Below are 17,967 nucleotides of genomic sequence, written 5' to 3'. Positions count from 1 at the left end.
GACGACTACCCTTTCGGGATGGATCATGCTGAACTCGCAGAGCGCTTCGTCGCATCGGCGTACCCTCTGGCAGACATCGCGATCCTCGCAGGGAGCACTGCGCGCGGCGCACGGACCCCGACGAGCGACATCGATCTCCTCCTCATCGGCGACGCACTCTTCAGCGGCACGTCGAACATCAGCGAAGCTGCCACCCACGAGTTCGAAGGAGAGGTCTTCGAGGTCTTCGCGTACACGCCAGAGGGCTTCGAAGGATGGGCGAACCGCGGGATCGAACAGGGGCGCCCCGTGATCGTCCACATGCTGATGGAAGGGGTTCCGATCCGGGCGAGCACGTCTCTGACCGGACTTCGGGCTCGGTGGGGAGCGATCCTCGCCGCCGGGCCGTCTCTCGAGCCCGCGGAGTCTCGCTTTCGTCGCTACATGATCACCGACCTGCTCGACGACCTGCGCGACGCGACAGACGCACTCGAGGGACAGGTTGTGGCGGGTCTGCTCTTCGAGCGGGTCGCAGAGCTGATGCTCCTGGACGCCGGCAGGTGGACCGCCACCGGCAAGTGGCTGCCCCGACGGCTGCGTGATCTGAGCGACAGTCGCGCCGAGCGGTTGAGCGCTCCGCTGCTCGCCGGCGATCTCGCAACCTTCGCCGACCGCGTCGAAGACGAACTGATACGAGCGGGCGGCCGCGTGCAGGCGGGGTTCGTCCGCTGACGTCAGCGTGCGGGAGCCGCCACCGTCGTCATGACCAGCAGCTGAGGATCGCTCAGGTCCAGGCGCACGGCGATCGAGGCGAACTCCGAGAGCGACTCCACGTGCGTGCCCCCGCAGAGGATCACGGCCTCCCCTTCCGGGAGGTCGCAGTGCCAGCGCCGCCGATCGGCGATCGTGGGCCCCTCCGTCTCGATGCTGCTCACAGCACCTGAGGCGACCCACGCCGCGAGTTGCTCGTTGATCCTTCGCTCGCGCTCTGACAGGGTCGCGGCGAACGTCTCGGTGTCGAAGCCGGCCCGGCGCAGGCTCTTCCCGAGCCGGTACTCGTCGACCGCGCCATCCTCGTGGATGCGGCTGGACTGGTTGGCGCGACCCTCGAAGTCGGGGTTGCCGAGAGCGTCCTCCCCCGGTTCCTTGCGCCAGAGATCGGCGAGGGCGAGATCGAGCGCAAGCGAGGCGACATGGCATGCGGTGTGCCCGCGGCTGAGTCCGGCACGACGAGCGGCGTCGACGGTGAGGTCCGCTCGAGCGCCCTCCGTGAACGACGCCGGGGCGGCTCCCTCGATGCGGTGTCCTACGAGCCAGGTCCAGCCCTCGGCACCGCGCTTGACGGGGATCGCAGTTCCCACGGCGAACTCCCCCTCGTCCGAGATCGCGGCCATGACGGCTTCGACCACTCGGACGGAGTCGTCGCCGACGGCGATGCTCCCGGCGTCACCCGGCTGGTCGGGCCAGGTGTGGTCGACCGGATGGAAGGGCGTCTCGTCGACCACGACGATCGTGCCATCGGGCGTCTGCTCCACGCGGGCGATGGCGCCGTCTCCGGTCACAGTCCCTTTCGGGAAGCTCACGATGGTGGGCGTCGACATGGTTCTCCTCGGATAGGACGTCGGGGTCCCGAGACGGCGGGCGCGTTCGACGCACACGGACCTCGGCCTGATCGGTCAGTGGGACGGCGGAATGGTGAAGCTGGTGAGCTTGTCGCCGTCGACCACGAAGATGCCGTCGGATTCGCCGTTGAAGACCCGACTCGCCCAGCCGAAGCGGAGGCGCGTGGTGTCGCCCTCGGTCGTGGCGGAGAGCACGGTCATGCGCGCGCCTGCACCGATCGCATCGCTGCCCGCCCATGCGCGGATCCCGTCGGAACCGGCCTTGACCGTGCCCCAGTCGCTGACGAACCCGTCAGCCGTGAAAGCGGCGACGAAAGCGTCCGTGTCCGCGGCGTTGATCGCATCGATCATCGCCTGGACGGGAACAGGGAGGGTGGAATCCGACATCTCGTACTCCTCGCGGTTCAGACCGTGACGACCTGGGCGGTGCCGAGCGGCGCCTCTGGGCCCATCTCGGCAGCGATCCGGTTGGCCTCTTCGATGAGAGTGGCGACGATGTCCGCCTCCGGCACGGTCTTGATGACCTCGCCCTTCACGAAGATCTGACCCTTGCCGTTGCCCGAAGCCACTCCGAGGTCGGCTTCACGAGCCTCGCCGGGGCCGTTGACGACGCAGCCCATCACCGCGACCCGCAGGGGCACGGTCATGTCCTTGAGGCCTTCGGTCACGTTCTCGGCGAGCGTGTACACGTCGACCTGTGCGCGACCACACGACGGGCACGAGACGATCTCGAGCTTGCGCTCACGCAGGTTGAGCGACTGCAGGATCTGGTGTCCGACCTTGACCTCTTCCGCCGGAGGCGCCGACAGCGACACGCGGATCGTGTCGCCGATGCCCTCACCGAGGAGGATGCCGAAGGCGGTGGCGCTCTTGATCGTCCCCTGGAACGCGGGACCGGCTTCGGTCACTCCGAGGTGCAACGGCCAGTCGCCCCGCTCCGCCAGCTGACGGTACGCCTTCACCATCACGATGGGGTCGTTGTGCTTGACCGAGATCTTGAAGTCGTGGAAGTCGTGCTCCTCGAAGAGCGATGCCTCCCAGACGGCACTCTCCACGAGGGCCTCGGCGGTCGCCTTGCCGTACTTCGCCAGGATTCTGCGGTCCAACGAGCCGGCGTTCACACCGATTCGCAGGGAGACACCAGCGGCCTTGGCTGCCTCCGCGATCTTCCCGACGTTGCCGTCGAACTCGCGGATGTTGCCGGGGTTCACTCGCACCGCACCGCACCCGGCATCGATGGCCGTGTAGATGTAGCGCGGCTGGAAGTGGATGTCGGCGATCACCGGGATCTGGCTCTTCATCGCGATGATCTTGAGCGCATCGGCGTCGTCCTGGTGCGGAACCGCGACACGCACGATCTCGCATCCCGACGCGGTGAGCTCGGCGATCTGCTGGAGCGTCCCGTTGATGTCCGTCGTCTTCGTGGTGGTCATCGACTGCACGCTGACGGGAGCGTCGCCGCCCACGAGAACCTTGCCCACCTTGATCTGCCGTGACTTACGGCGCGGGGCGAGGACTTCGGGGATCTTCGGCATTCCGAGGTTCACTGCTGGCACCCCTCAAGACTACGCCGCCAGGATGCATGTGGGCTGGACGGACGCACCTACCCTTGAGGCATGGCAGTCATCCTCCTCACCGGCTTCGAACCGTTCGACGGCGCCGAGCGCAACCCGTCGGCGGATGCGGTGAACGCGGTGGCGGCCGGCTATGAGGGACCGCACGAGCTCGTCATCGCGACTCTTCCTGTCGCGTTCGAATCATCCGCCCAGCGGCTTCGCGCGCTCATCGCCCGACACGCACCGGACGTCGTCATCTGCACCGGGCTCGCCGGCGGAAGCACCCACGTCGCCGTGGAGCGCATCGGCGTGAATCTGATGGACGCACGCATCCCCGACAACGACGGTGACCAGCCGATCGACGTTCCCAGCGAGGCCGGCGGTCCCGGAGCGCGGTTCTCGACGCTTCCCGTCAAGCATCTGGTGCACATCATCGACGCGGCGGGCATCCCCACCCGGTCGTCGCTGTCCGCCGGCAGCTACGTCTGCAATCACGTGCTGTACACCGCGCTGGGTGCGGTGCGCCCCGACGCCGTCGCCGGGTTCGTGCATCTTCCCTGGTCGGCGGGGACCGCGCCGTCTGGCTCTCCTCATCTGAGCGAAGAGCAGCTGGCCCGCGCCGTGCGCCTGGTCGTCGATCACGCCCTCGATGCCGAGACGAAGGGGCCGGGCGGCAGCATCTGGTGACGTCATGCCGCGCGGATCACTCCGACCGATGTGGTAGTTTCGGCCCCATGCTCGCGAACTTCACCTGGTGGCCCGCCTTCTAGGCGGTGTGTTCGCGTTCCCACGAATTCAGACCGCCCCCGGGGCGGTCTTTTCGTTGCGCCGAGCCGGAGCACAGCACAGGAGATACTCATGACCCTCTCGCGACTCGCCGAGCTCCGCGCCGATCCGACCGCGTCCTTCGTCCTCATCGCCCGCGACGGATCGGACACCGTCGAGCTGCTCAGCGGCGACGTGCGCGATGTCGATCTGCTCGCCGACATCCCGCTCGCCATCGACGGCACGCCTCGTGAGGTGTTCGCGATGGTCCCCTACCGCCAGGTTCGTGAGCGCGGTTTCGTCGCCCAGGACGACGCCGCACCGCTGCGGTGCGTGGTCGTCGAGGAGCACCTGCACCTTCCGACCACCGAGCTCCTCTCCGCACTGCCGAGCGAGCCGGTCGCATTGCACGACGACGGATTCGACATCGCCGACGACGAGTATGCGGCGATCGTCGAGAACGTCATCGCCGACGAGATCGGCCGCGGCGAGGGCGCGAACTTCGTCATCCGCCGGGACTTCACCGCGAATGTCGACGTCGATGACAGGACGGCGGCCCTGACCTGGTTCCGGGCGCTGCTCACGCACGAGCGCGGTGCGTACTGGACCTTCGCGGTCTTCACACCCGGTCACATCGCCGTCGGCGCGAGTCCCGAAGCCCATGTGGTCGCCCAGGGCGGCATCGTCACCATGAACCCGATCTCCGGAACCTTCCGTCACCCGGCGGGAGGGGCGACGAAGGAGACGCTGGTCGACTTCCTCGCCTCCACGAAGGAGACCGAGGAGCTGTTCATGGTCGTGGACGAGGAGCTCAAGATGATGAGCGCCGTCTGCTCCGACGGGGGGCGGATCACCGGCCCGCACCTCAAGGAGATGTCACGACTCACGCACACGGAGTACATGCTCCGCGGGCGCAGCGCTCTCGACCCCCGCGACATCCTGCGGGAGACCATGTTCGCTCCCACGGTCACCGGCTCGCCCATGCAGAACGCCTGCGCCGTGATCCGACGTCACGAGCGGAAGCCGCGAGGCTACTACTCCGGCGTCGCGGCGCTGTTCTCCCCGAACGCCGAAGGCGGCCATGACCTGGATGCCCCCATCCTCATCCGCACGGTGTATCTCCAGGACGGCGCGCTCAGCGTCCCTGTCGGAGCGACGCTGGTCCGACATTCGGACCCCATGGGCGAGGTGTCCGAGACGCACGGCAAGGCCGCGGGTGTGCTCGGTGCCATCGGGGCGATCGACCGCGATCACGTGGCCGAGGCTCGCAGCGATGCGGATGCTCCCGGTGAAGCGCACGCCCTCGCCGACGACCCGACCGTGGCCGAGCTGCTGGAATCACGAAACGCGCGCCTGGCCGAGTTCTGGCTCAACCCGCAGGGCGAGGAGTTCACCGGTCCGTTCGCCGGACGCTCCGCCGTCGTCGTCGACGCGGAGGACCGCTTCACCACCATGCTCGCGCACCAGCTCCGTCATCTCGGTCTCGCGGTGACGATCGTGCCCTGGAGCGAAGCGCAGGATGCCGACCTGGAGGCCGCCGACCTGGTCGTCGCCGGCCCCGGCCCCGGTGACCCGCGGGATGCGCAGAGTGCCCGCATCGCCCGGATGCGCGACGTCGTCACCCGTCGCCTCGACTCCGGCACGCCGCTGCTCGCCGTGTGCCTGAGCCACCAGATCCTCGCCGACCGCCTCGGCATCGCGCTGACTCCTCTCGACGCTCCGCACCAGGGACTGCAGAAGTCGGTCCCGGTGTTCGGCGAGGACGCATCGATCGGCTTCTACAACACCTTCACAGCGCGGGTCGCCCCAGGCACCATCGCGGTCGGCGACGCCGAGGTGTCCGCAGACCCGCACTCGGGCGATGTCTACGCACTCCGAGGAGAACGTTTCGCCTCTGTGCAGGGGCATCTCGAGTCGATCCTCTCGCGAGACGGCATCCGCACGCTCGAACGCCTCGTCGCCCACGCCCTCGTCTGACGCCGGCGGTCGCGGGCTCTCCGCCGCCAGGGTGCCGGCGCCAGCCTGTCGGCGGCGGCGAGGCCGAGGATCCGACGCACCGCGAAGGACACCACCGAGAGCTCAGCCGAGCAGGTTCACCGGGTTGAAGAGGTCGGCGATCAGGAGCAGGGCGCCCATCGCGATCAGGGCCACGGCGACCACCACCGTGAGCGGCACGAGCTTGGTGGCATCGACGGGTGCAGGCGGAGGCCGACGGAAGAGCTTGGCCCATGCGCGCTTGATGCCGTCCCACAGCGCGACCACGATGTGGCCGCCGTCGAGTGGGAGCAGCGGGATGAGGTTGAAAACGAACAGCGCGATGTTCAGTGAGCCCAACAGCCCGAGGAGGAACGCGAAGCGGTTGAGGATCGGTGCATCGGTCGCGGCGACCTCGCCGGCGAGACGACCGACACCGACCACGCTCAGCGGGCCGTTCGGATCGCGTTCACCGCCGGTCACGAGGGACACCCCGACATCCCAGAGACGCACAGGGAGCGTGACGATCATGGACGCGACGCGAGCCGTGCTGTCCGCAGCCATCTCCGGCCCCGCGGTCAACGGCTGCTGCACGTATCCCATCTGCGCGCCCATGCCGACGTAGCCGACCTCCTTGACCACGGGCTTCCCCGTGTCGTCCAGGATCGGCTGGCCGCTCGCATCCGTGATCGTGCGTTCCGCGGCGATCGGCGTGAGATTCAGCGATTTCTCGGCTCCGTCGCGCCGCACGACCATGTCGATCGTCTCGCCCGGGGACGCCTGCACTATCGCGGTGGCCTCGGCGAAGGTCGCCACCGGCTTCCCGTCGACCGACACGATCACGTCGCCCGGTCTGATGCCGGCTTCGGCTGCCGGGGACGCGGGGTCATCCGGCGTGCACTCGGTCGCTGTGGAACCCGCCGGGACCACGCACTCGGTGACCGAAGCGATCGTGGTCGTCCCCTGCTGCACACCGATGCCGGACAGCAGCACGGTGAAGATCACCGTCGCGAGCACGAGATTCATGGCGGGCCCGCCGAGCATGACGACGACGCGCTTCCACACCGGCAGCCGGTAGAAGACCCGGTCTTCTGCGCCCTCTGCGATGGTCTCGTCGTTGGCACTGCGCGCGTCTTGGATCAACGAGCGGAAGACGCCCGACGCCGGACCGGAGTTCTTCGATGCCGGATACATGCCAGACATCGAGATGAAGCCCCCCAGAGGCAGCAGCTTGAAACCGTACTCGGTCTCGCCGATGCGCTTGGACCACAGTCGCGGTCCGAAGCCGATCATGTACTGGCCGACGCGCACGCCGAAGAGCTTCGCGGGGACGAGGTGCCCGACCTCATGCACGCCGATCGAGAGCCCGAGGCCGATCAGCATGAAGAGGATGCCGGCCAGATAGAGCAGGAATTCCACGTGCCAACGTTAGTGCCCCCAGCTAGGAATCCGCCCGGCGCTGCAGCACGACTAGGCTGTCAGCGTGAATAGCCGGCAGCTGCGACTCGTGCGCGCTGCCGCCGTCTCCTCCGTCGCGACACTGCTCGCAGCACTGTCCCACACCCTCGGGGGCGGTACGGCTCCGCATGTGCTGCTGATCGTCGCGGTCGCGAGCCTGATCACCCCGCTCGCGGCTCTCCTGGTCGGAGTCCGACGGTCGCGCGCCAGAGTGGCCCTCGCCGTGTTCCTCGGGCAAGCCGCCTTCCACGTCGTGTTCCAGGTGCTGGGCTCGCCCACCGCGGGGACGCCGATCGCCGGCGGTGGACACGCCCATCACCTCGACCTCTCCCTCCTCGCATCGCCGTCCCCTGCTGCGGCCCCCGGCGCGCTGATGCTGTCGGCGCACCTCGTCGCGGCTGTGCTGACCACGCTGCTGGTGTGGCACGGCGAGGCGATCGTCCGCGTGGTCGCGCGCTGGGTCGATGCCCTCTTCCGACGTGCGTCCGCAGTGGCGCCCGTGCTGCACCGCCGTCCGGCGCGTCTGCGCTCGATCATCTTCTCGCCCTTCGACGCCGCGGTCTCGGCCGCTCTGCCGCGACGCGGGCCTCCCACTCTCCTGCGCGACTGAACCGTCGCACTCGAATGCGCCACCCGGACACGCGTGGCATCCCTCTCGCGGAGACGCGCCATCGGCGTGCCCGCATGTCGATCACCAGGAGATCTCATGACCCGCAACACCCGTACCCACCGTCTGCGCCTCGCCACCACCGGCCTCATCGGCGGCGTGGCCCTCGCCGTCACCGCACCCCTCATGGCCGGAGCGCACGTCGGGGTCAGCCCCGACGAGCTCGCCGCCGGTGACCACGGCGTCCTCACGTTCTCGTTCTCGCACGGCTGTGAGAACTCCCCCACGACCGCACTGCGCATCACGATGCCCGAGGGGCTCGCGTCCGTCTCACCGACCATGGACTCCGACTGGGACATCCAGGTCGAGCGGGGCGATGACGGCCTCGTCAGCGCTGTCACCTACACCGCGGTCGCGCCCGTTCCCACCGAGCTCCGGGGCGCGGTGAGCATGGGAGTCGGACTGGACGAGGACACACCGGACACTCTGGCGTTCCCCGTCGTGCAGACGTGCGTCGAGGGAGCGACCGAGTGGACGCAGCTCGCCGAGAACGGCGAGGATCCGCACAGTCTCGATGCGCCGGCGCCGGTGGTCTCGGTGACCGCTGCCGCAGCGGACGGACACGGTGAGCACGCCGGATCCGACGCCGCGGCGGAGGCCACGACCCCGGCCACGGTGTCCGACCCCCTGGGGGTGGCGCTGGGAGCCGGAGGGCTGCTGGCCGGCTTCGCCGCGCTGGTCGTCGCGATCGTCGCCTACCGCCGTCGCGCCTGACGATGGGAGCGGCCTCTCGTGCTCCGGAATCCGGCGCGCGAGGGGTCGCTCGCGAGGGGTTCTCACCCCGGTCGTGAGATCATTGATGCGACATGTCGATTGAACAACAACCGAGCCTGCCTCCCGTGCTCCGCCCCGCGAACCCGCCCCGGCGTGAGCTGTCCGAACTCGCCTCCCGTTTCGCCCGTACCGTCCGCGGCGATGTCGACGGGATCGCCCTCTCCGGCATCACTCTCGCCACTGCGGACCTGCGTCCCGGCGAGGCGTTCGTCGCGATCCAGGGCATCAACCGACACGGGGCGGACTTCGCCGCCACCGCTGCCGAGAAGGGTGCCGTCGCCGTCATCACCGACGAGGCCGGCGCGGTCATCGCGGAGTCCGCTGGCCTCCCGATACTCGTGGTCGACGATCCTCGCGCGGTGCTCGGCGACCTCAGTGCCTGGGTCTACGGCACCGGGGCGGACGATCCGCTTCCCCTGCTGTTCGCGACGACCGGGACCAACGGGAAGACCAGCGTCTCCCACCTGCTCGAGGGCATCCTCGACCAGATCGGCGTCGTCACCGGACTGTCCTCCACTGCGGAGCGTCACATCGCCGGCGAGGTCATCGTGTCCCGCCTGACCACCCCAGAGGCTTCCGAGATGCATGCGCTGCTCGCTCTCATGCGGGAGCGCGAGGTCGAAGCGGTCGCCGTCGAGGTCAGCGCGCAGGCGCTCTCCCGTCACCGCGTCGACGGCATCCTGTTCGATGTCGCCGGATTCACCAATCTCAGTCACGACCACCTCGACGACTACGCCGACATGGAGGAGTACTTCGAGGCGAAGCTGCCGCTCTTCCGCCCCGACCGCGCCAAGCGGGGCGTCATCTGCCTGGACTCGCCGTCGGGAGCGGTCGTCGTCGAACGTTCCGAGATCCCCGTCGTCACGGTGGGCACTCCGTCGATCGCCGCCGACCCCGAGGCTGCCCGCGCCGCGGACTGGGTCGTCGTCATCGACGACGAGCGTGCGGCCGGAACCACCTTCACGATGACCGGTCCGGCCGGCTCCCTCACGACGACGGTCCCGGTGATCGGTCCGCATATGGCCGCCAATGCGGCTCTGGCGATCGTGATGCTCGTCGAGGGCGGCTACGCCTGGGATCGCATCGTCGACGCCCTCACCCGTGACGACGGCATCCGCGCCTATCTGCCCGGACGCACGCAGCTGGTATCCGGCGACACGGGTCCCGCGGTCTTCGTCGACTTCGGCCACTCCCCCGACGCGTTCGAGAAGACGCTCGCCGCCGTCCGCCGCGTGACCCCCGGCAAGGTGCTGATGCTGTTCGGCGCCGATGGCGACCGGGACGCGAGCAAGCGATTCGACATGGCGCGCACCGCCGTGGAGGGCAGCGACATCCTCGTCGTCACCGACCACCACCCCCGCTTCGAGGACCCCGCATCCATCCGGGCCACTCTCATCGAGGGTGCACGCCGCGCGCGACCGGACGCCGAGATCCATGAGGCCTCACCACCGGAGAACGCCATCGTCACCGCGGTCGGCCTGGTCGGTGACGGCGATGCCATCCTCTGGGCGGGACCGGGACATCAGGACTACCGCGACATCCGCGGTGTCCGCACACCGTACTCCGCACGTGAGCTCGCCCGTCGTGCGCTCCGCGCCGCCGGGTGGGCCGTTCCCGACTCCCGCTGGCCCGTCCCGTACCCCGACGAAGACTGATCGGAATCGCCGGGGCGCACCCGCGCCCCGGTGACGGCGTGCAGGACGCGACGCCACGAGGACGCCCCCGGGTCAGACCGCAGCGATCATCCGATCCGCCGTCGCGCGTGCCCAGGCTTCCGCCGCGGCGAGCGTCTCGACGGTGAGCACATCGGGCGCGTCATGCGCGTCGATGACGCGGGCGATCGTGTCGACGATCCCGAGGAACGAGAGCCGACCCTCGTGGAAGGCATCGACTGCCTGTTCGTTCGCCGCGTTGTAGACCGCGGGGAACGTACCGCCGGCGCGTCCGACCGACTTCGCGAGGGCGACGGACGGGAAGGCCTCGCCGTCGAGCGGTTCGAACGTCCACGAGGTCGCAGAGGACCAGTCGAGCGGCCGCCCTACGCCTCCGACGCGGTGCGGCCAGTCCAGACCGAGCGAGATGGGCAGGCGCATGTCGGGCGGGGAGGCCTGCGCGATGGTGGATCCGTCGATGAACTCCACCATCGAGTGCACGATCGACTGCGGGTGCACCACCACCTCGATGTCGTCGTAGGCGATGTCGAAGAGCAGATGCGCCTCGATCACCTCGAGCCCCTTGTTGACCAGGGTCGCGGAGTTCGTCGTGACCATGCGGCCCATGTCCCACGTCGGATGCGCGAGCGCCTCCGACGGAGTCACCTGGGTCAGCTCGCCACGGCTGCGTCCGCGGAAGGGGCCGCCGGACGCGGTGACGACGAGCCGTCGCACTTCGGCATGGGTACCCGCGAGCAGGGCCTGCGCGAGGGCCGAGTGCTCGGAATCCACCGGGACGATCTGTCCGGGGGCAGCCGCGGCGAGGACCAGGTCGCCACCGACGATGAGGGATTCCTTGTTCGCGAGGGCGAGCGTGCGGCCCGCCTTCAACGCGGCGAGCGTCGACCCGAGTCCGATCGAGCCCGTGATGGCGTTGAGCACCACATCGGCTTCGACGTCACGGACGAGCTGCTCCGCCTCGACAGCACCGAGAGCAGTGGATTCGACCTGGAACTGCGCGGCCTGCTCCTCCAGCAGCTCGGCGTTGGAACCGGCTGCGAGACCGACCAGCTCGAAGCGACGAGGATTGGCACGGATGACGTCCAGCGCCTGGGTGCCGATGGAACCGGTGGAGCCGAGGACGATGACGCGACGCATACCGCCAGCCTAGGTCACGTCCGCGGCTCCGCTGCGGTTACTGCTGAGCCTGAACCGGTGTCGTCGCGAGGATGTCGACGACGAACACGAGGCTCTCCTTCTGCAGTTCGTGTCCCTCGCTCGCGCCGTACCCGTCGGAGGGCGGCATGACGACGACGACCTGCGAGCCGACCTTCTGGCCCTCGAGCGCCTTCTGGAAGCCCGCGACGACGCCCGTGGTCTGGAACTGCGTCGGAGCGGCATCGCGGCTCCAGCTGGAGTCGAACTCCTTGCCGTCGGACCACTTCACGCCCAGGTACTGCACGACCACGAGGTCGCCCGTGCCCACGGTCGCACCATCGCCCTGCTTGAGGACGGCCACCTTCGTCTCGGTCGGCGCGTCACCGTCCGGGATCGTGACGGTCGGCGCGCCCTTGTCGTCGAGCTTCACCGTCGGCATGCCGGGCGTCGGGTCGACCGGGGTGCCCGTGGCCTTCTCCGGCAGCTTCTCGACGGCTTCGGCGTAGACGACCTTGTTCGTGCCGCCGTCACCGAAGACCTTGCCGGGCAGCGCGAGGACCACCTGAGTGCCGAGCGGCTGGCACTCGAGCGCGGCGATGAAGAGCGATGCGCTGTTCTGGTCGAGCAGGACGGAGGCCTCGCCGCCTTCGTTCCGGGCGGAGGAGTCGACGACCTCGCCGGTCGCGGCATCCACGATCTGGAACTTCACGCCGACGAGATCGTTCGCGAGCACCTCATCGCCATCGCCCTTGGCCACGATGGTCCGTTCCACGTCGGCGAAGGCTGCATCGGCGGGGACGGTGATCTTCGCGTCGAGACCTTCGCCGTCGACCGTGACGGCATCCGACGTCTCTCCCGGCTGTGCATTCAGCAGACACCCGCTCGACGCGGACGGCGAAGGGGTGCCCGAGCTCTCGGGCGCGCCGCCGCCGGCGCAGCCGGCCAGCAGGAGGGTCGCCGCAGCGACAGTGGACAGGACGAGGAGCGGACGCTTACGCACAGTGAGACCTCAGGATCGCGGGCGGGAACCTCCATCCTGCCTCATACCCCTTTGCCCGCGCTGGGAGGCGCGGCGCAAGTCTTCATTCCCACGCCGGCATGGATCCGGGAGTAATCTGCTCTGATGACCTCTGAGCAGTCCGTCGAGCCCGAAGCCTCGTCAGAAGAGGAATCCTCACCCGAGACGACTGCGAAGCCCCGTCACGCCGGGTTCGCCTATACCCTGGGCCGGAGCCTCATCACTCCGCTCGCTCGACTGGTGTATCGTCCGCGAATCGAAGGGCGCGAGAACGTGCCCCTCGAAGGTCCCGTGATCTTCGCGAGCAACCACCTCTCGTTCATCGATTCGATCGCCATCCCGGTGGCCGCTCCCCGCCCCGTGCACTTCCTGGCGAAGTCGGCGTATTTCGAGGGCACAGGCTTCAAGGGCTGGATGAGCAAGACCTTCTTCGAGTCGATCGGCGCGATACCCGTGCGCCGGGGTGCGGGACAGGCCGCGCTCGATGCCCTCGACCTCCAGCGCCAGCTCCTCGATGAGGGCCTGGCCGTCGCCCTGTACCCCGAGGGCACCCGCTCGACCGACGGTCGTCTGTACAAGGGCCGCACGGGAGTCGCGTTCCTCGCCCTGCAGACGGGCGCCCCGGTGGTCCCGGTCGGACTCATCGGCACCGACAAGGTGATGCCGGTCGGAGCGAAGATGCCGACGCTCAAAGAGCGCATCACCGTGCGCTTCGGCGAGCCGCTCGACCTCTCGCCGCACGGCCCGGCCGCCAGCGGGCGAGCTCGCCGCCTCGCCACCGACCAGATCATGGCCGCGATCCATGGTCTCTCCGGTCAGGAGCTCGCGGGTGCGTACAACGAGGCACCCGCGCAGGGAGCCATCGAGAAGATCAAGCAGGCTCTCCCGCACGAGCGTCGCTGACCGCCCCGTCGTCGATCGCGGCGCGGCTCAGCAGAGATCGCGGCGCGGCTCAGCAGAGATCGCGGCGCGGCTCAGGAGAGAGCACTGACCCTCGCCGCGTGACGCACGGGGAAGTTCATCGAGTTCGCGATGAAACACCATTCGTTCGCCTGGGTGTGGGCGCGTTCTGCAGCCTCGATCATCGACTCCTCGGCGACGACGACCTCAGGATGCAGCATCACCTCGACGAATGATCCGCCGCCCGCTCCGTCCTCGCGCATCATTCCGGTCGCCCGGTCTCGATAGGACACCACGACGACGCCAGCCGTGACGCAGGCGTGGAGGTATGACAGCAGGTGACACTCGGAGAGCGACGCGAGCAGCAGGTCCTCCGGATTCCAGCGTGAGGCGTCACCACGGAAGGGCTTGTCCGCGGAGGCGAGAAGATCGGGCTTGCCCTCGATCTCGATCGTCACATCGCGGCGGTAGTCGCGATATCCCGTTGTCCCGGTACCCGTGTTGCCGGTCCAGGTCGATGTGAGCGCGTAGCGGTGTTCGCCGAGAGTGCGAGGACTGGTCTCTGCCATGCGACCAGTCTGTCAGGGTCGTCCGACGCGACGCGAACGGCCCTGCACGCCGAGCTAGAGTTGACGGGTGCTGGAGACTCTCACCGTTCAGGATTCCGTGGAACTCGCCGTCGTCGAGCGGAACGGATTCGTCGAATCCCGCCACGCCGGCGCGGCCGTCGTCCTCTCCCCCGACGGAGACATCGTCGCCCGACACGGCAATGCCGACGCCCTCGTCCTGCCGCGCTCGAGCCTCAAGCCGCTGCAGGCGATCGCCTGCGTCACGGCGGGCGCCATCCTCGAGGGCGAACAGCTCGCGCTCTCGACGGCGAGCCATGTCGGCACCGACCGGCATGCGTCCGTCGTGCGCGACATCCTCACCGAGAGCGGACTCACGGAGGACGATCTAGGCTGCCCTGCATCGTGGCCGAGCGACTCGTCGACGCGCGATGAACTCGTGCGCGAGCATGGTGAACCCACGCGTGTGCGCATGAACTGCTCGGGCAAGCACGCCGCGATGCTCCGTGCCTGTGTCGCGACCGGCTGGCCCACTGCCGGCTACCTCGACCCCGCCCACCCGTTGCAGCAGCACATCAGGGACGTCGTCGAGCGCCTCACGGGTGAGAAGATCGCGCACACCGCGATCGACGGGTGCGGCGCGCCCGTGCATGCGATCACTCTGACCGGCCTTGCACGCGCGATCCATCGGATCGGAACGGCATCCGACCGCTCGCCGTTCGCCCTGCATCGCGTCGCCGGTTCCCTGGTTCGCGCGGTCCGAGAGAACCCGTGGACGATCGAGGGCGCAGGTCGCCCTGACACGATCGCGACGGAGAAGCTGGGCGTGTTCACGAAGCACGGCGCCGAAGGCGTCCTGGTCATGGTCGCCCCGAACGGGACGACGGTGGCTCTGAAGATGCTCGACGGAGCGACTCGTGCCTCGACGATCGTGGCCGCCACGCTCCTCGCACGCGCGGGCGGTCTCACCGATGCGGATGTGGCCGCGCTCGGTGAGGCTCTCCCCCTCACTGTGCTCGGCGGGGGCGTCGACGTCGGCGCCATCCGTCCGGGCGCGGGCATCTGACCCGGAGGCGCACCCCGACCGCGCAGCGCTCCTCAGGGCGACAGCTCGGCCACGTGCACTCTTCGTGGCGGCTCAGCCCCGATCACCGACCACGCTCGACCCGCGTGCGGACGGGCGTACGGCGGCAGCTCGCGGGCGCCGATCAGCTGGCGGAGATCAGCAGGACGCTCGCAACGGATGAGAACCTCACCCGTGGATCGCACCTGTTGCCAGAGTGTCCAGTTCCGCTGCCATGCCTCCGCATCGCCGACCACGACGCTCGGCCGATCCGTGTCCGCCCGCTCCACCCCCGGCTCCCTCACCGCGCACTCGGGATGCGCGCGACGCAGACGGTCGATGACCTCCTGAGCCCCGGCAGTGACGACGGCTGTGAGCGCGGACGTCGGCCGCCACACCGCGGCTGACTGCTCCGCGGACCGACGAGACTCCGTTTCGTCGGTCCACGCGACCTGGACCTCCTGATCGCCGATCCTTGCGCGCCCCGGAGCACGATCACGAAGGAAACCCGATGGCTCGCCTCCTGCCGCCAGATGCTCCAGCTTCGTCGACATACGAAGCAGCGCGCGACGCGGCAGGAGATCGAGCATGCGCCCCCAGGTGCCGTTCGCCCTGGCCGCGGTCATCACGAACGTCGTGCCCTGTGCCGTGCGAAGCACCTGCTCCCACAGCTGGACGACCTGATGGCCGTACTCCGGCGGCAGGCTCGCCACCAGCACATCGACGTCATCGCAGAGGACTGTGGTCGGAGGTCGCCGGCTGCCGTCCGCCCATACGGAGAGCAGATCCCACGCCTCCTCAGCATCGCCGGGCATCCATGAGGCGTCATCGCGCTGGGCCGCCACAGTCCTCAACACGGTGGTTCGGCCGCTACCGGGCGCGCCCAGCACCGCGATCCCCCGCTCGTGCCCGCAGTCCAGGAGAACCGGAGGTTGCGCCTGCCGGTCGGGGTCGTCAGCGCGTCCGATGACGACGGCGTCGGATCCCGCATCGGCCTCGTCGAGGAGCTCGCCGAGCGGGAGAAGCGCGGGCAACGGCGGAAGCCAAGGGCTGGACGGCCGCTCTCCTGACGCCCATCGCTCCCCCGCCTCTCGAAGGTCGGACGCCTCCGTCAACGCAGCCCGCAGAACGACGGCCTCCTGGTCCTTCGGTCTCCGCACCAGCGCGAGCCCCCGTGATCCCGGGTCGCCGGGGAGCGCTGCGGCCGCCTCACTGCCGAGCATCAGCCGACTGTCGGCAGCGTCGCTCACGCGGAGGCTGATGCGAAGGGGACAGTTCGCCGCCAGGGCATCTCTGACCACACCGGAAGCTCGCTGCGTGCCGAGGATCAGATGCATGCCGAGTGCGCGGCCACGGGCGGCGATATCGGTGAAGACCGCGCCCAGGTCGGCGTGCTCCGCGAGCAGCGCTGCGAACTCGTCGACGACGATCACCAGCCTGGGTATCGAGACCTCACGCACATCGCGGGCCCCCGCCGCCGCGAGCACAGCCTCCCGGCGGCGAAGCTCCGCCGTGAGGCTGGAGACGCCACGCCGTGCACCCTCGTCATCGAGATCGGTGATGACGGCCACGACATGCCGCAGTGCACGCAGCGGCTCGAACGCAGTACCGCCCTTGAAATCGGCCAGGACGAAGGTCACCCGATCCGGCCCGTGCGCCGATGCCATCGCGGTGACCCAGCTCACGAGCAGTTCGCTCTTGCCCGTCCCCGTCATGCCGGTCACGAGCGCGTGAGGACCGTCGTCGACGATGTCGACCACGATGCTCCCCCGCTCGCCGCGGCCGATCGCCGCCGCCAGCCCTTCGCCATGCGGCTGTTCGAGTTCGTGGAGAGCCACCGAATCGGGAGGCGCGCCTGCCTCGTCGCCCCGTTGTGCGATCTCGCTGCACAGCACTTCGGCCTGCCTCGACGAGAGGAACTCGACGGCGACGGTCGTCGTCCCGCTCGCCGTGCGCAGCGTTGCGAGGCCCGGCTCCACGATGTCGATCACCGTCGTCACGCCCTCCGGGACCTCCTCATCGGGATCGGCTGTGCAGATCAGCGCGTCCGCGTCCGGTCTCTCTCCGGCGCAGGGCCCGACGCCCAGCCGGAATGCCCTGCGACGAGTCCATCGCGCATGGGGCAGGCCGCCGAGTCCCCCGCGGACGAGATCGACGCCGACGCGATCACCCCCGACGAGCGAGAACTGCGACGGCCCGAAGCGCAGGCACAACTGCAGGATCAGAGCTCTCGCGGCGGCGGCCGTCAGCGGACCCGCTCCTCTGAGACAGATCCCTCCCCCGAGCAGCACCACGACGGGCGAGGCGCCGATGACACGGCATCGTTCGCGGAAGGCTCGTCCGCGCTCGTCTTCGCCTCCGGTGCAGCGGACCTCGCTGGCCGTCGCGCCGGCACCGACGACGACCCAGGTATCCGCATCGACGGGCTGCGTTCCTCGGAGCGGGGACTGCACGATGCAGGTCGCTGCGTCGGGGCGGCGCTGCCACAGCGCCCTGCGCTCCTCGCTGTGCCGGCGGACGAGCTCGGTCTCCGCCGTGGCCCACCCCTCCGCGATCTTCCGCTCTCCGCGGCGCCGCTCCCGACGCCGGAGGCGTGCCGCGTCCACCATCGACGCCCCGATCATCAGGGGCCCCAGTGCCGCGAAGCACAGCGCGAGGAGCGAGCCCGAGACCGCCCACAGGACCACGCCGGCGGCGATCGGCACGATGGCGGCCAGGAACGGCACAGGAGCGCGGTGATGTGGCACCTGCTCGGACGGCAAAACGATCGGGAGGGAATCCATGCCCTCGAGTCGATCGCATCGCAGGCCGTCGG

At 69.1% G+C, this 17,967-nt stretch carries 16 protein-coding genes; 8 read left to right on the top strand and 8 right to left on the bottom strand.

The features are described 5' to 3' along the window. Nucleotides 1-18: 18 nt before the first annotated feature. Nucleotides 19-711, top strand: a complete 693-nt coding sequence (locus AB4070_RS00265) for a nucleotidyltransferase domain-containing protein (protein ID WP_441978424.1) — start codon at nt 19-21, stop codon at nt 709-711. 2 nt (nt 712-713) lie between these two features. Here AB4070_RS00265 and AB4070_RS00260 read toward each other — a convergent pair whose 3' ends face one another. The 3 genes from AB4070_RS00260 to ispG all read right to left on the bottom strand — a co-directional run bounded on the left by AB4070_RS00260 (nt 714) and on the right by ispG (nt 3,136). Further along, on the bottom strand, nt 714-1,580 hold the full coding sequence (locus tag AB4070_RS00260; RefSeq protein WP_441978423.1) for a hypothetical protein: 867 nt from the start codon (nt 1,578-1,580) through the stop codon (nt 714-716). A gap of 75 nt (nt 1,581-1,655) precedes the next feature. After that, nucleotides 1,656-1,988, bottom strand: a complete 333-nt coding sequence (locus AB4070_RS00255) for a nuclear transport factor 2 family protein (RefSeq protein ID WP_441978422.1) — start codon at nt 1,986-1,988, stop codon at nt 1,656-1,658. A gap of 17 nt (nt 1,989-2,005) precedes the next feature. Continuing rightward, a complete protein-coding gene (gene ispG, locus AB4070_RS00250; RefSeq protein WP_045265366.1) occupies nt 2,006-3,136 on the bottom strand; it encodes a flavodoxin-dependent (E)-4-hydroxy-3-methylbut-2-enyl-diphosphate synthase in 1,131 nt (376 codons plus the stop codon). A gap of 81 nt (nt 3,137-3,217) precedes the next feature. Between ispG and AB4070_RS00245 the strand changes: the two genes are divergently transcribed. Then, nucleotides 3,218-3,844, top strand: a complete 627-nt coding sequence (locus AB4070_RS00245) for a pyroglutamyl-peptidase I family protein (RefSeq protein ID WP_441978421.1) — start codon at nt 3,218-3,220, stop codon at nt 3,842-3,844. Between the two features lie 171 nt (nt 3,845-4,015). Beyond that, nucleotides 4,016-5,899, top strand: coding sequence for a chorismate-binding protein (locus AB4070_RS00240; RefSeq protein ID WP_441978420.1), 1,884 nt, complete (start codon nt 4,016-4,018; stop codon nt 5,897-5,899). A gap of 102 nt (nt 5,900-6,001) precedes the next feature. Here AB4070_RS00240 and AB4070_RS00235 read toward each other — a convergent pair whose 3' ends face one another. Beyond that, on the bottom strand, nt 6,002-7,315 hold the full coding sequence (locus AB4070_RS00235; protein WP_441978419.1) for a M50 family metallopeptidase: 1,314 nt from the start codon (nt 7,313-7,315) through the stop codon (nt 6,002-6,004). Nucleotides 7,316-7,379: 64 nt separating this feature from the next. On the opposite strand from AB4070_RS00235, the gene AB4070_RS00230 reads away from it, so the two are divergent. The 3 genes from AB4070_RS00230 to AB4070_RS00220 all read left to right on the top strand — a co-directional run bounded on the left by AB4070_RS00230 (nt 7,380) and on the right by AB4070_RS00220 (nt 10,450). Continuing rightward, nucleotides 7,380-7,964 (top strand): hypothetical protein, encoded by a 585-nt coding sequence (locus AB4070_RS00230; RefSeq protein WP_441978418.1) that lies wholly within the window; start codon nt 7,380-7,382, stop codon nt 7,962-7,964. A 96-nt stretch (nt 7,965-8,060) separates the two neighbouring features. After that, nucleotides 8,061-8,735, top strand: coding sequence for a YcnI family copper-binding membrane protein (locus AB4070_RS00225; RefSeq protein ID WP_441978417.1), 675 nt, complete (start codon nt 8,061-8,063; stop codon nt 8,733-8,735). A 92-nt stretch (nt 8,736-8,827) separates the two neighbouring features. After that, nucleotides 8,828-10,450 (top strand): Mur ligase family protein, encoded by a 1,623-nt coding sequence (locus AB4070_RS00220; protein ID WP_441978416.1) that lies wholly within the window; start codon nt 8,828-8,830, stop codon nt 10,448-10,450. 72 nt (nt 10,451-10,522) lie between these two features. Here AB4070_RS00220 and dxr read toward each other — a convergent pair whose 3' ends face one another. Together dxr and AB4070_RS00210 are read right to left on the bottom strand one after the other, a co-directional pair. Beyond that, a complete protein-coding gene (gene dxr / locus AB4070_RS00215; RefSeq protein ID WP_441978415.1) occupies nt 10,523-11,605 on the bottom strand; it encodes a 1-deoxy-D-xylulose-5-phosphate reductoisomerase in 1,083 nt (360 codons plus the stop codon). A 37-nt stretch (nt 11,606-11,642) separates the two neighbouring features. Continuing rightward, nucleotides 11,643-12,605, bottom strand: a complete 963-nt coding sequence (locus tag AB4070_RS00210; RefSeq protein WP_441978414.1) for an FKBP-type peptidyl-prolyl cis-trans isomerase — start codon at nt 12,603-12,605, stop codon at nt 11,643-11,645. 123 nt (nt 12,606-12,728) lie between these two features. Between AB4070_RS00210 and AB4070_RS00205 the strand changes: the two genes are divergently transcribed. Next, nucleotides 12,729-13,526, top strand: coding sequence for a lysophospholipid acyltransferase family protein (locus tag AB4070_RS00205; RefSeq protein ID WP_441978413.1), 798 nt, complete (start codon nt 12,729-12,731; stop codon nt 13,524-13,526). Between the two features lie 71 nt (nt 13,527-13,597). Here the strand turns inward: AB4070_RS00205 and AB4070_RS00200 are convergent, their stop codons facing one another. Then, on the bottom strand, nt 13,598-14,092 hold the full coding sequence (locus tag AB4070_RS00200) for an OsmC family protein (protein WP_441978412.1): 495 nt from the start codon (nt 14,090-14,092) through the stop codon (nt 13,598-13,600). Between the two features lie 67 nt (nt 14,093-14,159). Between AB4070_RS00200 and AB4070_RS00195 the strand changes: the two genes are divergently transcribed. After that, nucleotides 14,160-15,155 (top strand): asparaginase, encoded by a 996-nt coding sequence (locus AB4070_RS00195; protein ID WP_441978411.1) that lies wholly within the window; start codon nt 14,160-14,162, stop codon nt 15,153-15,155. A gap of 32 nt (nt 15,156-15,187) precedes the next feature. Here the strand turns inward: AB4070_RS00195 and AB4070_RS00190 are convergent, their stop codons facing one another. Then, the gene (locus AB4070_RS00190) at nt 15,188-17,935 is read right to left on the bottom strand and encodes an FtsK/SpoIIIE domain-containing protein (protein WP_441978410.1); all 2,748 of its coding nucleotides are present in this window, start codon (nt 17,933-17,935) and stop codon (nt 15,188-15,190) included. Nucleotides 17,936-17,967 lie beyond the last annotated feature (32 nt).

It is taken from the genome of Microbacterium sp. 2RAF4 (assembly GCF_052115285.1).
In the GTDB taxonomy this organism is placed as follows: Bacteria; Actinomycetota; Actinomycetes; order Actinomycetales; family Microbacteriaceae; genus Microbacterium; species Microbacterium oxydans.
The sequence above is the reverse complement of the archived record's forward strand: the minus strand, read 5'-3'. Positions and strand labels throughout refer to the sequence as shown.

Coding starts and splice junctions, on each gene's coding strand:
- AB4070_RS00205 (WP_441978413.1), top strand. CDS start 12,729: ATGACCTCTGAGCAGTCCGTCGAGCCCGAAGCCTCGTCAGAAGAGGAA.
- AB4070_RS00225 (WP_441978417.1), top strand. CDS start 8,061: ATGACCCGCAACACCCGTACCCACCGTCTGCGCCTCGCCACCACCGGC.
- AB4070_RS00220 (WP_441978416.1), top strand. CDS start 8,828: ATGTCGATTGAACAACAACCGAGCCTGCCTCCCGTGCTCCGCCCCGCG.
- AB4070_RS00260 (WP_441978423.1), bottom strand. CDS start 1,580: ATGTCGACGCCCACCATCGTGAGCTTCCCGAAAGGGACTGTGACCGGA.
- AB4070_RS00245 (WP_441978421.1), top strand. CDS start 3,218: ATGGCAGTCATCCTCCTCACCGGCTTCGAACCGTTCGACGGCGCCGAG.
- AB4070_RS00190 (WP_441978410.1), bottom strand. CDS start 17,935: ATGGATTCCCTCCCGATCGTTTTGCCGTCCGAGCAGGTGCCACATCAC.
- AB4070_RS00200 (WP_441978412.1), bottom strand. CDS start 14,092: ATGGCAGAGACCAGTCCTCGCACTCTCGGCGAACACCGCTACGCGCTC.
- AB4070_RS00240 (WP_441978420.1), top strand. CDS start 4,016: ATGACCCTCTCGCGACTCGCCGAGCTCCGCGCCGATCCGACCGCGTCC.
- AB4070_RS00265 (WP_441978424.1), top strand. CDS start 19: ATGGATCATGCTGAACTCGCAGAGCGCTTCGTCGCATCGGCGTACCCT.
- ispG (WP_045265366.1), bottom strand. CDS start 3,136: ATGCCGAAGATCCCCGAAGTCCTCGCCCCGCGCCGTAAGTCACGGCAG.
- dxr (WP_441978415.1), bottom strand. CDS start 11,605: ATGCGTCGCGTCATCGTCCTCGGCTCCACCGGTTCCATCGGCACCCAG.
- AB4070_RS00255 (WP_441978422.1), bottom strand. CDS start 1,988: ATGTCGGATTCCACCCTCCCTGTTCCCGTCCAGGCGATGATCGATGCG.